The 16,041-nt window shown below is 40.4% G+C and carries 12 protein-coding genes and 1 tRNA gene; 3 read left to right on the forward strand and 10 right to left on the reverse strand.

What is annotated here, in order from left to right; all coding sequences use genetic code 11:
* Positions 1 to 318 precede the first annotated feature (318 nt).
* From ACESMA_RS13045 to ACESMA_RS13080, 8 genes are all read right to left on the reverse strand, one after another.
* The gene (locus ACESMA_RS13045) at positions 319 to 2,496 is read right to left on the reverse strand and encodes a DUF5916 domain-containing protein (protein WP_372949276.1); all 2,178 of its coding nucleotides are present in this window, start codon (positions 2,494 to 2,496) and stop codon (positions 319 to 321) included.
* A gap of 402 nt (positions 2,497 to 2,898) precedes the next feature.
* Positions 2,899 to 2,975: transfer RNA gene (locus ACESMA_RS13050), tRNA-Asn, on the reverse strand.
* A 110-nt stretch (positions 2,976 to 3,085) separates the two neighbouring features.
* Positions 3,086 to 4,015 (reverse strand): DUF58 domain-containing protein, encoded by a 930-nt coding sequence (locus tag ACESMA_RS13055; protein ID WP_372949277.1) that lies wholly within the window; start codon positions 4,013 to 4,015, stop codon positions 3,086 to 3,088.
* Positions 4,016 to 4,095: 80 nt separating this feature from the next.
* Positions 4,096 to 4,413, reverse strand: coding sequence for a thioredoxin (gene trxA, locus ACESMA_RS13060; RefSeq protein ID WP_372949278.1), 318 nt, complete (start codon positions 4,411 to 4,413; stop codon positions 4,096 to 4,098).
* Between the two features lie 44 nt (positions 4,414 to 4,457).
* Positions 4,458 to 8,108 carry a DNA polymerase III subunit alpha gene (gene dnaE / locus ACESMA_RS13065; protein ID WP_372949279.1) on the reverse strand — a complete coding sequence of 1,217 codons (3,651 nt, stop codon included), beginning with the start codon at positions 8,106 to 8,108 and terminating at the stop codon, positions 4,458 to 4,460.
* A gap of 152 nt (positions 8,109 to 8,260) precedes the next feature.
* A complete protein-coding gene (locus ACESMA_RS13070) occupies positions 8,261 to 8,653 on the reverse strand; it encodes an HIT family protein (protein WP_372949280.1) in 393 nt (130 codons plus the stop codon).
* Positions 8,654 to 8,658: 5 nt separating this feature from the next.
* The gene (greA, locus tag ACESMA_RS13075; RefSeq protein WP_372949281.1) at positions 8,659 to 9,132 is read right to left on the reverse strand and encodes a transcription elongation factor GreA; all 474 of its coding nucleotides are present in this window, start codon (positions 9,130 to 9,132) and stop codon (positions 8,659 to 8,661) included.
* A 149-nt stretch (positions 9,133 to 9,281) separates the two neighbouring features.
* Complete coding sequence (locus tag ACESMA_RS13080; protein WP_372949282.1) at positions 9,282 to 9,674, reverse strand: hypothetical protein; 393 nt, start codon at positions 9,672 to 9,674, stop codon at positions 9,282 to 9,284.
* A gap of 62 nt (positions 9,675 to 9,736) precedes the next feature.
* On the opposite strand from ACESMA_RS13080, the gene ACESMA_RS13085 reads away from it, so the two are divergent.
* Positions 9,737 to 10,201: a hypothetical protein gene (locus tag ACESMA_RS13085; protein WP_372949283.1), complete on the forward strand. Its 465-nt coding sequence runs from the start codon at positions 9,737 to 9,739 to the stop codon at positions 10,199 to 10,201.
* Positions 10,202 to 10,251: 50 nt separating this feature from the next.
* Here the strand turns inward: ACESMA_RS13085 and ahcY are convergent, their stop codons facing one another.
* Complete coding sequence (ahcY, locus tag ACESMA_RS13090; protein WP_372949284.1) at positions 10,252 to 11,670, reverse strand: adenosylhomocysteinase; 1,419 nt, start codon at positions 11,668 to 11,670, stop codon at positions 10,252 to 10,254.
* A gap of 259 nt (positions 11,671 to 11,929) precedes the next feature.
* Positions 11,930 to 14,113 (reverse strand): DNA helicase RecQ, encoded by a 2,184-nt coding sequence (gene recQ / locus ACESMA_RS13095; protein WP_372949285.1) that lies wholly within the window; start codon positions 14,111 to 14,113, stop codon positions 11,930 to 11,932.
* 185 nt (positions 14,114 to 14,298) lie between these two features.
* Here recQ and tatC point away from each other — a divergent pair, with 185 nt between their 5' ends.
* Both tatC and lptB read left to right on the forward strand, forming a co-directional pair.
* Positions 14,299 to 15,180, forward strand: coding sequence for a twin-arginine translocase subunit TatC (gene tatC / locus ACESMA_RS13100; RefSeq protein WP_372949286.1), 882 nt, complete (start codon positions 14,299 to 14,301; stop codon positions 15,178 to 15,180).
* Between the two features lie 30 nt (positions 15,181 to 15,210).
* A complete protein-coding gene (gene lptB, locus ACESMA_RS13105) occupies positions 15,211 to 15,933 on the forward strand; it encodes an LPS export ABC transporter ATP-binding protein (RefSeq protein WP_372949287.1) in 723 nt (240 codons plus the stop codon).
* Positions 15,934 to 16,041 lie beyond the last annotated feature (108 nt).

Raw genomic sequence — 16,041 nt, forward strand, 5'->3', positions numbered from 1 at the left:
AAGCAGGTTAAAACAAAAATTCTTCAGCCAACAGAGTTGCAGTCCCGACTTCTCAAAATTGAAACATAAGTACGGTGTCCCATTGCACAAAACAGGAGATTAAGATGCCCATAATCCTTTGAACCATTCCCGTCTTTTCATTGCCAATGATAGTTTGAGTATTCTTGAATTCCCGCTTTTTACCATATAAGCACCAATAGCAAAAGTTTTATACTTAATGGTTTTAATAAACTGCTGTGTTTTTCCCTTTAATATAACCTGATGAAATAGACTCATAAGATTATATGCCACACGTTATTTTAACTGTTGGATATTTACTTAGTTAAACCAGTATGACAGCTTAACTACCAACCCCCGGTTTTTATTCCTGAAACTTTCGGCGTAGGAATTTTCTGTATATACAACAAACAGATCCGATACTGGTGCAAAACGCCACTGAAACCGCATATTCATATTCAGGTTATCGATTTGATTGTTATACTGGACGAAAGTAGTGAAAAATACCTTGTCAGTAAAAGTTACATCCAGTGTGGGTCCCACAAGGATTAATTCTGCACTGTTATAGGGTTCAGGTAACGATATGTTATTGTAATTTACTGTCATTCCAATGCTACCATAAGGCTGTAACCTGTAATTCATAAGTCCGTGTATGTTCCACCGGGTTCCGTTAAAGTAACCTCCCCTGGTGGTATTCAGGCTGTAATTTAATAATCTTCGGGGATCAGAAGTAAATTCTGCCCTGACTATTTTCCAGGTAAACTGTTCGCCTGCGGCAAGTTTTACTCCCCCTGTATTTGTGGGATCAAAAGCATTTTTAAGCTTAACAAACTCTTCTTCAGCGCTTATCGACAGCTGGCTTTTTTTCTGCCAGCTGATAATGTATGAAAGCTGTGTTGTCCGGTCAGTTACATTTAATTCCGGGTCAAGTAACATGTTGAAACTGGCACCTGGGCCATGGCTGATTATTTTTTCTGATCCTGATGGATAAAACAGGTAATTTACAGCCGGAGCAAACTCGTAGAAACCGGTTCGTCTGATATAGCCAGCTTCGGCAATGTAATCCGATCCTATCCACGACTGTTCTATAATGGCTTTCAGATGCTGAGAGGAATAGCTTATGTTTCCGGAAAGCGCTGCAGCATTTTTGTCCGATCCCGGATAGAATGACTGGTGATAGAAAACTTTACCCTGCCACTGATTATCTTCTGTGGCGAAATTATACTCCAGGCCTGCCACTCTGTTAAAACGGGATGCATTGAACAACGTGTCATTATACGATTCAGTAATCTGTTTATTAACAATGAATCCTACAATACTTGAACGGCGGAAGATTTCCCGCTGCAAAACAGCGACTGCAAAATTACCGGAAAGTGTTTCTCCCTTTGAGCCCGTCTGCATATCCATAATTCCAATCCTCCATTTATTGCCAATTCTTCCGGTTAACCTTCCCCCAAAATTCACAGGAACATTAAGTCCTATGCGTCTTGAAAAGAAAGGCCGTGCCGCGCTGTTTCCCAGGTTGGCAAACAGATCACTGTTCTCAAGAAAAAATTGCCGCCTTTCAGGATAAAACAATTCAAAGCGATCGAGATTCGTCTGCTGCCGGTCTTCTTCAACCTGTGAATAATCGGGGTTAACTGTTAAATCGAGGTTCATGGAAGTTGACAACATCATTTTTGTATCAAATCCTGCATTCCATTTCCACTTTGCAGATTCTCCTGCTTCTGTATTTTTCAGGACGGTTGAGGTGGCATATGGAATGAATGACATCCGTAATCCAGCTTTATCAACAGGTGTATCCCAGACCAAAGTTCCTGCATGGGGAAGGGAATTATGCGGGAACTGTCGCGGGACAGGAGCCCATGCCGATTTTTCGTTCGTTTTAAGATCGAGCCGGCCAAAGTTGATTCCCCAAACTTCTCCTCCCCCGAAATAACGTAAACTGCGAAAAGGGATTGCCATCTCGGCAACCCACCGATCGTCATAACTCTTCACCGCAGATTTCCATTTGGTATCCCAGGTGAAGCTCGACTGGTTTCCGTTGTTTATCACTCCTTCACCCTGGGCTCCTGCTGCAGAAACGCTGAAGGCATAGCCATTAGTCAGGTTGTTGTAAGTATCCAGGTGTACCCTGAAATTATCATTTTTGTTAAACTCAAAATCCCTGCGTAAAGATTCCACAGGCCTTTTCCCTGGTAATGGATCATAACAGACTGCCCCAACATATAAATACGATTTGTCGTAGGTGATTACAACAGTAGTTTTTGCAATTGCAAAACCAGTATCTATCGGAGTCACCCGTATAAAATTTTCAGCTTTCTCTGAAATTTGCCAGGAATTCTCTTCCAGCACGCCATCAATTTTAATAGCCTCGTTGGTCCGGTTTATTTTTATACGGTATTTATCACGGTTTATACCACTTTCCTGGGAATAAAGCAATATTCCCCCGGAAAGAAAGAATGGTAACAGGAGCAGGAATCGTTTAAAGCTGAGCATCTCATTAGTTTGTGTGGCCAAAAGTATAAAAAAAATTAACTTTCTTGTATCCTCTGTGGTTTGTGGTTTTATTATATGGATTCATTATCACCCTACATGTATGTAAGGGGCAGGAGGTTGAAATATATTCTTAAATCATAGGATTATATGGAATGTTGCGATTATGCTTTTTCTTATTAATCATTACAAGCCACAGCATTAAATCGCTCATTTTAACATTGTAAAAAAAAGAAATACAGAATTTTCCAGAGTTTAGCGAGACCTAATTGCGATTTTAAAAATAGGTCTCGATTTTAACACCTTTTGTTTTGAGATATATGGAATATTTTGGGTAGGCTTAAAAACAAAAAATGCCTGAAATTCATTGATTTCAAGCATTTTCGTAAATTTTAGTTGTCAATTTGGCTCCCCAGGTAGGACTTGAACCTACGACCTACGGATTAACAGTCCGCCGCTCTAACCAACTGAGCTACTAGGGAATTTAATTTGTTCTCAGAACGTCTTGCTTTTTTAAAGCGATGCAAAAATAACAGCTTTTCGGAAAAGAAAAAATTTTTTTAAAAGATTTGTGTTTTTCCTTGTATTCCCGTTAAAATAGCCTTTTTCTTTTTACCAGGTAAGCCAACAGAACTTCTTTGAAATCCTTATTGATATCGGCTTCAGCTAAATCAATCTGGTATTGTCCACACTTTACTTTTAAATCATCAAAATAATTTTTCACAGTAGAAACATAGTGGCTTTTAACTTCCCACGGATTGAACTTCACTGCCTGCCCGGTTTCCAAATCTACAAATTTGTGTGGACGGTTGCTGTATTGAAACTCCCGCTCCTGCTTATGGTCGGTTACATGAAAAAGCAAAACTTCGTGCTTGTTGTATCTCAGATGTTGGAGTGCGGAGAAGAGCTCTTCCGTTTTCTGGCTGTCAATCATGTCGCTAAAGATGATTACCAGCGAGCGTTTGTGAATGTTTTCGGCAATCTGGTGCAACACATCGGTGGTATTGGTGTTTTTTCGCAGATGTGCATTTTCGGGTTTTATTAATTCCGACAATTTTCCATACATCAGTTCAGCATTGACCGATGAAATGCGGGGGGAGGTGTGAAATTCGATTTCGTCGGAAAATAGAGTGAGGCCAACGGCATCACGCTGTTTCCGTAACAAATAAATGAGTGCTGCTGCGGTGTACACAGAAAAAGCCAGTTTGTTTTCCAAGTGTTTTTTTCCTTTAAAATAAGGGAAAAGCATGGATGACGAGGTATCGATAACCAATTGGCAGCGCAGGTTGGTTTCCTCTTCGTATTGTTTTACAAAAAGCTTGTCGGTTCGGGCAAACAGCTTCCAGTCGATGTGTTTGGTTGATTCGCCCTGGTTGTATTGCCGGTGTTCTGCAAATTCAACCGAAAAGCCGTGAAACGGACTGCGGTGAAGGCCGGTAATAAATCCTTCAACTACTTCTTTTGCAATCAATCCAAGATTATCGAACTGATGTAATTGTTCTATGTCGAAAATGTTTTTCAAAATGGTTGGTTTGAAATGACTGAGGCGGCACCAAACTACAGGAAGCCGCCTCAACTTTTATTTTTCAATGATTAATTTTTTTACAACAGAGCATCCAGTTTTGAGGTAAATGCCTGTTTGGGCGCTGCACCCACTTGCTTATCGGCTACTTCGCCGTTTTTCACAAAAAGCACGGTGGGAATGTTTCGGATTCCGTATTTCATGGCCACGTTCGGATTGGAATCCACGTCAACTTTTCCAATTACAGCTTTTCCTTCGTATTCTTTTGACATTTCCTCCACAATAGGTGCAATCATCCGGCATGGTCCGCACCAAACTGCCCAAAAGTCAATCATTACTGGTTTATCTGAATTTACAACCAATTCTTCGAAATTGGCATCGGTAATTTCTACTGCCATAGTACTGTTTTTTTAATGTTATTATTTATTTTTTACAAAATTAGCTAATTAATTCTATATCCGATATCCGGTTTTTCTTCAAAATAATTTAAAAAACGGTTGGTTAGTTCAATCCGTGTATTTCTCGAAAACAAATGAATATACATATTACTCTCGGGATCGTAAACATTAAATTTTAACAATGCCTGTCCTTTATTGTTTTGAGCTAATTTTTCAATTTCTTCAATAACCGATTCATTTAATTTATTTAGCGGAATATTTACCGTTACACTTTTTACGTAATTTTTCCGGGCTTCCGAAAGAAGTTCAATTTGTGATGCTTTAAATTCGAAAGTGTCGCTGTTGTTGAAGCGCGGTTTTACTGAACCTTTTATCAAAATAAACAAGCCTGCTTTGCAATACCTGTGAAAGTTTACGAAATCCTGGCCAAAAAAGAAAAACTCTAAAGAATCTGTATAGTCCGAGAGAGTTAACGTGCTGAAAGGTTTTCCGTTTTTTGAGGTTCCTTCGCGAGCAGCGGTAACCATTCCTCCAAAAGTCAAATCGCGGTCTTTGTATTTTTCAATGTCGTTTTTCAGGTCTTTCAACGAAACATCACGTGTACAAAAATTCTGGATTTCAACCTTATAATCGTCAAGTGGATGCGCTGTCAGATAAATTCCGATAAGACTTTTTTCTTTTTCGAGCAAAATAATTTTTGGCCATTCCTCTACATCCGGAACAGGAGGTTTTTTAATGTCGGCACTTCCCCCCAAATCGCCAAACAGGCTTTGTTGCATGCTTTGGCTTTCGGTTTGAATTTTATTCCCGTACCGGATTAGTTTTTCAATAAAAGTAGTGCTGTCGTTTTCATGTTCTCCTGCAAAAAAACTGCTGCGTTTCAGCCCCGCCAGGCCATCAAAAGCCCCTGCCATTGCCAGCGCTTCCAGGTTCTTTTTATTTACGGTTTGAAGGTTTACGTTTTCAACAAAATCGTAAATGGTTTTAAACGTACCGTTATTTCTGCGGGCTTCAATAATGTCCTTGGCTGCTCCTGCCCCAACTCCTTTAATGGCCGCCATTCCGAAGCGAATATCACCGTTTTTGTTGGCGGTGAATTTTGAAAAACTTTCATTGACATCGGGTCCCAAAACATTCAGTTTCATGCTGCTGCATTCGGTCATCAGTTTGGTAATTTCAGTAATGTTGCTGAGGTTCCGACTTAGGTTGGCTGCCATAAACTCACCTGGGAAGTGGGCTTTCAGGTAACCGGTTTGGTAAGCAATGTAGGCATAGCAAACCGAGTGCGATTTATTGAATGCGTAGGAAGCAAAGGCTTCCCAGTCTTTCCATATTTTTTCAATCACATCGTCAGGCTTTTTGCCAACTAGCTTGCACTCGTCCATAAACTTGAAGTTAGCCTTGCAGCCGTTCACAAACTTCACCTTAAGTTTATCCATAAGCGAAGTGATTTTTTTACCCATGGCTTTTCGTAAGGTGTCTGAATCGCCCCGGGTAAAATTGGCCAGTAGCCTCGAAAGTAACATCACCTGTTCCTGAAATACGGTTATTCCGTAAGTTTCACTCAGGTATTTTTCCATCATGGGCAAATCGTATTCCACCTTTTGGCGACCGTGTTTGCGGGCAATGTAGGCCGGAATGTATTCCATTGGACCAGGCCGGTATAGTGCATTCATGGCCACCAGGTCTTCAAACCGGTTGGGTTTCAGGTCACGCAGGTGCTTTTTCATCCCTTCCGATTCAAACTGAAAAATGGCTGTGGTTTCACCGTGGCTAAAAAGCTCGAATGTTTTTTCATCTTCCCATGGAATGTTGTCTATGTCTATTTCAATTCCCTTCGAGATTTTAATGTTTTCAAGTGTTTCCTTAATAATCGACAGGGTTTTCAGTCCCAGGAAATCCATTTTCAACAAACCGATATCTTCCACAAAACGCCCGTCGTATTGGGTTGTAAGAAGTGTTTCACCATCTTTGGTTGGCATAAGTGGAATGTGGTCTGTAAGCGGGTCGCGGCTGATGAGGATTCCGCAGGCATGAACACCGGTTTGTCGCACCGAGCCTTCAAGAGTTTCGGCAAATTTGATGGTTTTTGCTATGAGCGGATTGTCGGAATTTCTTTCTCTTTTCAAATCAGGACTTTCCTTAAAAGCCTTTTGAAATGTCATTTTGGGAGCTTCGGGCACCAGCTTGGCCAGACGGTCGGCTTCGGGCAACGGCAATTTCAGCACGCGCGCCACATCGCGAATGGCCATTTTGGTGGCCATTGTCCCGAAAGTGCAAATATGAGCTACTTTATCGTGTCCGTATTTTTTTGTAACATAGTCGAGCACCAGTTGCCGGCCATCATCGTCAAAATCGATATCCACATCGGGAAGTGAAATACGGTCGGGATTCAGAAAACGCTCGAAAAGTAAATCGTATTTTATGGGATCTATGTTGGTGATACCGGTGCAATATGCGACAGCGGCACCCGCTGCCGAGCCACGTCCCGGGCCAACTATTACATTCATTTGGCGGGCGACGTTAATAAAATCCTGAACAATGAGGAAGTAGCCGGGATAACCCATAAGTTTAATGGTATCCAGTTCGAAATCGAGACGGGTTGCAACATCTTCCGGAACAGGATCTCCATATCGTTCTTTGGCTCCTTCAAAAGTTAAATGCCTGAGGTAAGCCGCTTCCTGTTTTACGCGCAGCACCTTTTCGTAGCCACCCAATCGCGTGAAAGTTTCTTCTCCAAATTCTTCAAACAATTTAACTTCGGAGTATTCTTTTCTGAAATCCTCCATGGTTCCGAATTCTTTGGGAATTGGGAAAAAAGGCATAATTGCGGCAGAATTAAGTTCAAATTCTTCCACTTTTTCTACCACTTCGGCTGTGTTGGTCAGCGCTTCCGGAATATCGGCAAACAGTTCGTTCATTTCCTTCTGCGTTTTAAACCATTCCTGTTTGGTATAGCGCATTCGGGTTGGGTCATCCACATCTTTGCCGGTGTTTAAACAAATGAGCAGGTCGTGGGCATCGGCATCTTCGGCATTGGTAAAATGTACATCGTTGGTAGCAATTAATTTCACGTTGTGTTTTTTTGCCAGTTGAACGAGTATTTCGTTTACCCAAACCTGGTTGTCGTAAACGTTTTCACGCTGTGCAGCTTCCTCTGCCGGATGTCGCATCAGTTCCAGGTAAAAATCATCGCCGAAAATATTTTTATACCATTGAATGACCTCCTCGGCTTCTTTTATCTGGTTTTTCATAATATACTGAGGAATTTCACCTCCCAGGCAGGCAGAAGAAACAATGAGTCCTTCGCTATGTTCTTCCAGTATTTTTTTGTCGATGCGTGGTTTGTAGTAGAATCCTTCGGTGCTGGCAATGGAAATGAGTTTTACCAGATTTCGATAACCGGTTTTATTTTTGGCCAGTAAAATAAGATGATTTCCATAGCGGTCAACCACATCAGTTTTATCCGAAAAGCTGCGTTCTGCAACGTATGTTTCGCAACCCAAAATGGGTTTAATTTCTGCTTTCTTGCAGGCAGCATGAAATTCTTTAATGCCAAACATAGTGCCGTGGTCAGTAAGTGCAAGAGCGGTCATACCATCAGTTTTGGCTTTACCAACAAGGTCGCCAACACTGGCGGCACCATCCAGTATGGAATATTGTGAGTGAACGTGAAGATGTGTAAACGGTATCATTTTTTTCGTGTTTTTACAATTGAAACAACTTTTTAAAAGTTGCATAAAGTTACAGAATTTGAAGGGGTAATTTTTTAGTTGTTGATAAAATCTGAAATAAAAAAACCCGGTAATTTTACAGGGTTCATTCATTTTAAACAGGTTACAATCTGCTAAATTTCTTTCGCTATTTTTTCCTTAATTTCTTCGAATTCTTTTTGGCTCAAACTGAGTTTTTTTGAGAAATTCAAAACATCTGCTTCACTTTGCATGGGAATTAAATGAATGTGTGCATGCGGTACTTCAAGCCCTAAAACCAACACCCCAACTTTTACGCAGGGAATGGCCTTTTTTAAACCTACAGCCACTTTTTTGGCAAACAACTGCAAGCCGGAATACAATTCGTCTTCCAAATCGAACAGGTAATCCACTTCCTTTTTTGGAATGACCAACGTGTGACCTTTGGCGACCGGTGAAATATCCAGAAATGCCAAAAATTTTTCATCTTCAGCTACTTTGTAGGCGGGGATTTCTCCATTTGCAATTTTTGTAAAAATGCTTGCCATAACGTTTAAATTGAAATTTCGACAATTTCGAATGGAATAAGCCCGGAAGGAACTTTAATTTCTACCACATCGCCAACTTTTTTGCCCATCAGTCCTTTAGCAATTGGAGTTGTGGCCGAAATTTTTCCCTGCTTCACGTTGGCTTCACCTTCCGGTACAATTGTATATTGCATGGTGGTGTTGTTATTTTTGTTTTTAATTTTCACCTTGTTCAGGATTTGCACCTGAGAGGTGTCAATTTTTGACTCATCCAGAATCCGTGCATTGGCAATTTTCGACTGCAATTCAGCAATCTTTGCTTCCAGCATTCCCTGGGCATCTTTTGCGGCATCATATTCTGCGTTTTCAGAAATATCTCCCTTTTCGATGGCTTCGCCAATCTGTTTCGAAATGGACGGACGTTCTACATTCATTAGCCTGTCCAACTCTTTTTTTAATTTAATAAGACCTTCTTTCGTTAAGTATGTAACTTGTGACATTTTATGTTCCTCCTCATTTTCTTTGAGCTATATAAAAAGAGAAAGAATTCCGGGTTGCCGGAACTCTTCCATCGGCAAATGTATATAATTTCCCTGATATTAAAAACTACTTTTGTTAAGATTCTTAAAAATGAACTGTTTATGATTGCCTAAGTGTATTTTCTGTTGAGTATTTCACTGTAAATGACTGCATCTCTTAACGGAAACTTTTTCTTTTTGGTTTTCCTTATTGATTTTTTTGTTTCCTCAGGTTTCTCAACGGTTATTTTGGCTCCTTCCTTATCGGGATGAAAGGTATATGGTTTTGATTCCACAGTGGGTTGTTCTTGTTTTTCAACTGGTTTTTGTTGAGATGGAGCATCGGTTTGCCTTGCTTCCTTCCATTCCTCATTCAGCATATCCCAGAAATTGTCTCCGGAGGATTGCGGTTCAGCTTCAGCTTCAGCTTCAGTTTCAGTAACTGGTTGCCGTTTTTTCTTTTGTCCGAAAATACTGGCTACAATAAAAATCAGTGTTAATATAATTACAATAATATCATCCATTTTCTTTTCACTTTTGTGGCAATAATTTAAATACCTTTAAGTTTGTAGTAAAAATAAGAAAAATGCGGCAGTTGATTTTGAAAGTGGGGAAGTATTTCATCTTTTTTCTTTTTCTGATGCTTATTGTACCCTCGTGCGATAAAATAAATGAATCGCCCATACCCGATGTATTCATTTCTTTTACCATAAATCTGAATATCTATAACGACCTGAATGTGCCCGGAAATGCCATGTATTTTCCAGGCGCAGGTTTTGGAGGCGTAATTGTTAGTTGTTTCGAACCGGGTATTTATTATGCTTTTGATGCTACTTGTACCAATGAAGCCAGTCGTTCCTGTCTGGTGTTAAAAAACGAGGAATTTGAACATTGCCCGTGTCTTTTTGATGATTTTATTCTGGAATGTAACTGCTGCGGTTCTCAGTTTTCGAGAATTGACGGCTCCATTTTTAACGGGCCTGCCACAAGACCATTAAAACACTACAATGTTTCGTTAATGAACACTTATACTTTGCGCATTTACAATTAAAAAACGGAGTCCGTATCCGAACTCCGTTTAAATCCTGTATTTTGTAAAGATTAATACCTGTAATGTTCAGGTTTGAACGGTCCTTCTTTCGGAACGCCAAGGTATTTCGCCTGCTCATCTGAAAGCGTGGTGAGTTTTACACCAAGTTGCTCGAGGTGAAGCCTTGCCACTTCTTCGTCGAGTTTTTTCGGAAGCCGGTACACATCTATTTCATAATCGTTTTGCCAGAGGTCAATTTGTGCGAGCGACTGGTTGGTAAACGAGTTACTCATTACAAACGAGGGGTGGCCGGTTGCACAACCAAGGTTTACCAAACGACCTTCTGCAAGTAAATATATGCTGTGCCCGTCTTCAAATGTAAATTTATCTACCTGTGGTTTAATGTTCAGCTTTTTAATTCCGGTCCACTTGTGCAATTTAGCTACCTGAATTTCATTGTCGAAATGGCCGATATTGCAAACAATAGCCTGGTCTTTCATTTTCGACATGTGCTCTGCGGTAATCACATCTTTGTTTCCGGTTGTGGTTACATAAATATTACCTTCTTCCAGCGCATTTTCCATGGTTTTCACTTCAAAACCTTCCATGGCTGCCTGCAACGCGCAAATGGGATCAATTTCGGTAACAATTACCCTGGCGCCGTATCCTTTCATTGATTTGGCGCAGCCTTTGCCAACGTCGCCATAACCGGCAACTACCACAACTTTTCCGGCAATCATTACATCGGTTGCGCGTTTAATTCCGTCTGCCAGTGATTCGCGACAACCATAAAGATTATCGAACTTTGATTTGGTAACGGAGTCATTAACATTAATGGCAGGGAAAAGCAGTTTTCCTTCATCCTTCATTTGATAGAGGCGATGAACTCCGGTTGTTGTTTCTTCTGAAACGCCTTTTAAATCTTTAGCTGCATTGTGCCAACGAGACGGTGATTCTTTCAGGATTCGTTTCAGTATTTTATTTAATTCTTCTTCATCTTCTCCTTCTACCGGAATGTCGAGAATGGAAGCATCGTCTTCAGCTTCAAATCCACGGTGAACCATAAGCGTAGCATCTCCTCCGTCGTCAACAATCAGGTGCGGACCTTTCCCGTTGCCAAAATCAAGCGCCTGTTCGGTGCACCACCAGTACTCCTCCAGCGTTTCGCCCTTCCATGCAAATACAGGAATACCGGCTTCGGCAATAGCCGCGGCAGCGTGGTCCTGGGTTGAAAAAATATTACAACTTGCCCAACGTACTTCCGCCCCTAATTCTGCCAGGGTTTCAATTAACACTGCCGTTTGAACGGTCATGTGTAAACTTCCCATAATACGGGCTCCGCTGAGGGGTTTTTCGGGTCCAAATTTTTCCCGAATTGCCATTAATCCCGGCATTTCTTTTTCGGCAATATCAATCTCTTTTCTGCCAAAATCTGCCAGTTTAATATCTGCAACTTTGTATTTCAGTTTTTCATTTACTGCTATTGTCATCTGTTTCAACTTATTTAATTGTTAAAAAAAGTGGTGCAAAGTTAACAATTTTCAGGTTATGGAAAATTTCTGGTGAACTCAACACAAACAATCTAACCCGAATAATCCAAGAATTATTCCTTTCTCCGACAGCGACTAAGATTACGTAAAAACTTTTTTCAAAAGTTTAACTTCCCCGAATCAACTTCGGGGCAGGCTATCTAAGTCGGGATTAACCTGCATTTCATTCATTACAAACAAAATTTATGAATAATGCAGGCTAATTGCCCATATCAGAAAGAAATTTAATTCGCATCAGTCTGATATCTTCTTCTGAGTATTCATCTTCACCAAGTTCTACCAATGCCTTTTCTATAGAATCGTCTTCGGCTTCCCTGAAATAATCGAATACTTCTTCCTGGTGTTCATCGTCAATTACATCGTTTACATAATAGTCGATATTGAGTTTTGTGCCTGAATTTACTATGGCTTCAACTTCAGAAATCACATCTTTTACTTCAACACCTTTTGAATTGGCAATGTCGTCGAATGATATTTTACGGTCGATACTTTGAATAATAAAGACCTTCATTTTTGATTTATTGGCAACAGTTCTGACAATAAAATCGTCGGGGCGTTCAATTTCGTTTTCTTCCACGTAATTTTTTATCAGGTCAACAAATTCCTGCCCATACCTGCGGGCTTTCCCCTGACCAACACCCTGTATTTTTTGCAGTTCTTCAATGGAAACCGGATATTGAATGGACATGTCGGCCAGCGAAGGATCCTGAAAAATTACGAATGGTGGAAGATTTTTTCGCTTGGCCACCTTTTTTCGTAAATCTTTTAACATGGAAAACAATACCGGATCTCCGCCCGTAGCTCCCGAAGGTGCTCCAGAGGAACCAGAGTCCTCGTCTTCTTCGTATTCGTGATTTTTAACGAGCATAAAACTGGTGGGTTTTTCCAGAAACTCGTGTCCTTTAGGCGTTACTTTTAATAATCCGTAGTTTTCAATGTCTTTGTTTATCAATCCTTTAATCATAGATTGCCGGAAAACGGCATTCCAGTATCGTTCTTCGTGGTCTTTACCGGCGCCAAATGATTTGAGGGTATAATGTTTAAACGATTTGATGGCTGCGGTTTTGTTTCCGATGAGGATGTTGGCAATGTGCTCTCCCTTGTATTTTTCATTTACTTCCAAAATAGCTTTCAACGCCCTGACCACCTCATTCTTAGCTTCCATTTGTTCTTTCGGATTGAGGCAATTATCGCAATTTCCGCAATTACCCTGAGGGTAGGTTTCTCCAAAATAATGCAGCAAAATAATTCGCCGGCAAATTGCTGATTCGGCATACGAAACGGTGTCGAGCAAAAGCTGTTTACCGATTTCCTGTTCGGCAACCGGTTTGCCATGCATAAATTTCTCCAGTTTCTGTATGTCCTTGTAACTGTAAAAAGTGATGCACTGTCCTTCACCGCCATCGCGTCCGGCACGGCCGGTTTCCTGGTAGTATCCCTCCAGGCTTTTGGGAATATCGTAGTGGATGACGAACCGTACATCGGGTTTGTCAATACCCATACCGAAAGCAATGGTAGCCACAATAACATCCACGTCTTCCATCAGAAATTTATCCTGGTTGCCCGACCGCGTGGCAGCATCCATCCCGGCATGATAGGCCAGCGCTTTGATGCCGTTAACCTGAAGGGTTTCTGCAATTTCTTCCACCTTTTTTCGGCTCAGGCAATAAATAATCCCCGATTTTCCTTCGTTTTGTTTGATGAACCGGATAATTTGGGCTTCGGGTTTCACTTTTGGCCTGACTTCGTAATAGAGGTTTGCCCTGTTAAATGAAGCTTTAAAAACTTCAGCATCGAGAATTCCCAGGTTTTTTTGAATATCGTGTTGGACTTTGGCTGTGGCAGTTGCTGTTAATGCAACAATGGGTGCCTGGCCTATTTCTTCAACAATTGGTCTTATACGCCTGTATTCCGGCCGGAAATCATGTCCCCATTCCGATATACAGTGGGCTTCGTCAATGGCATAAAATGATATTTTGATGTTTTTCAGGAATTCTATGTTTTCCTCTTTTGTTAAAGATTCGGGTGCAACGTACAATAATTTTGTACGGCCAGCCTGTACGTCGTTTTTAACTTCCTGAATGGCTGCCTTCGATAACGATGAATTCAGAAAATGCGCCACGTAATCTTCTGTTTGCATTCCCCTGATGGAATCTACCTGATTCTTCATTAGGGCAATAAGTGGGGAAATAACAATGGCTGTACCCTCGAGAAAAAGTGCCGGCAATTGGTAAATTAACGATTTTCCGCCTCCGGTAGGCATCAATACAAAAGTGTTTTTACCTTCCAGAACACTTTTTACCGCTTCTTCCTGCTGGCCCTTAAATCGATCGAAACCAAAATATTGCTGCAGGTATTCGGTTAATGAAATATTTTTATACATAAAACTCTTCTCCCTAAATTCCTTCTTTTTTTTTCGCGAATTCTAAATTATTAAAAGTAAGAAAAATGACAATACTTTTTTAATTTTTTTATGATTTAAATGCAAACATTTAAATATGCGGGTTTGAAAAAGGTGTGAATAGCAGGAAGTATTTATATTTGTGGAGTTTTTAAAAATCAGGATTAATGAGCGAAGATACCAATAAAGAAGAGCAAAGCAAAAAGAAAAAAAAGGGCAGGGAAAAAAAGGGCATGAAAACAGCTTATGCTGAAATGTCGTTTTTGGAGCACCTGGAAGAATTGCGGTGGCATATCATACGTTCGGCTTTGGCTGTAATGGTATTTGCCGTTATAGCTTTTATTATGAAAGACTTCATTTTTGATACGGTAATTTTAAACCCGCGAACACCGGAATTCTGGACTAACCGGATGTTTGCACGTTTGGCCGAAATTGTTGGCACTGATGCTTTGCGAATTAACGAAGTGCCATTGGAATTAATTAGTATAAAAATTGCCGACCAGTTTATGACACACATAATGGTTTCTATTATAGCAGGTTTTATTATTGCAGCACCTGTGGTTTTTTATGAATTCTGGCGTTTTATTAAACCGGCTTTATATGATACCGAGAAGAAATATGCCAGTGGAGCCGTTTTCTTTACATCGGTATTGTTTCTTGTGGGAATTCTGTTCGGCTACTTTTTAATAGTTCCGTTATCCATTCATTTTTTAGGAAGCTACAATGTTAGTGGCGATGTTACCAATCAAATTAACCTCAGATCATACATTGGCTCTGTCACTTCAATATCTCTGGCTGCCGGCGTAGTTTTTCTTTTACCTATTTTTTCATTTTTTCTAAGCAAAGTTGGCATTCTCACACCACAATTTATGCGAACGTATCGTAAGCATTCTTATGTGGTGATGTTGTTGCTATCTGCAATTATAACCCCGCCAGATATTTTTAGTCAGATTATGGTATTTGTTCCGTTGTTTTTTCTTTATGAAGTTAGCATCCTGATTTCCAAGCGTGTCGTTAAAAAACGTGAAAAAGAATTGAATGAAATATAAGTCTCCCAATAAATTACGTTATTTGTTCCCATGATTCTTCGTGCAGAAAATATTGTAAAAAAATACCGTAAACGCACGGTAGTTAAAGGTGTAAGTTTCGATGTAAAACAAGGAGAGATTGTTGGATTGCTCGGGCCAAACGGAGCGGGAAAAACTACATCATTTTATATGATTGTGGGTTTAATACGACCATTGTCGGGAAAAATTTTCATGGACAACGAAAATATTACCCGTTTACCGGTTTACAAACGCGCTAAAAAAGGAATTGGATACCTGGCTCAGGAAGCTTCTGTTTTCAGAAAACTAAGCATTGAAGATAATCTGAAAGCTGTTTTGGAAATGACCAACTACAGTAAAGAATATCAGCGGGAAAAAGTGGAAACACTGTTAACGGAATTTGGTTTGCAACACATCCGTAAAAGCAAGGGAATTCAGCTCTCAGGGGGGGAACGCCGCCGTACTGAAATTGCCCGCGCACTGGCAATCGATCCCAAGTTTATTTTGTTGGATGAACCTTTTGCCGGTGTCGATCCCATTGCCGTGGAAGACATTCAGCAGATTGTAATTAAACTGAAAGAAAAAAACATTGGGGTGCTCATTACCGACCACAACGTTCACGAAACCCTTTCCATTACCGATCGTTCTTACCTGCTGTTTGAAGGATCTATCCTGAAAGCAGGTTCAGCACACGATTTGGCCAACGACGAAGATGTCAGGCGGGTTTACCTGGGACAGAATTTTGAATTGCGTTAACACCAGTAAAATCACAGTTTTTTTTGTTTTCAAGGCTTTTGGAAACAAAAAATTAACATCAACCTGAAAAAATATCACCACGGCAAAAATTTTAAAAGAAAATTTGGT

It is taken from the genome of Mariniphaga sp., from assembly GCF_041687215.1.
GTDB lineage: Bacteria > Bacteroidota > Bacteroidia > Bacteroidales > Prolixibacteraceae > Mariniphaga.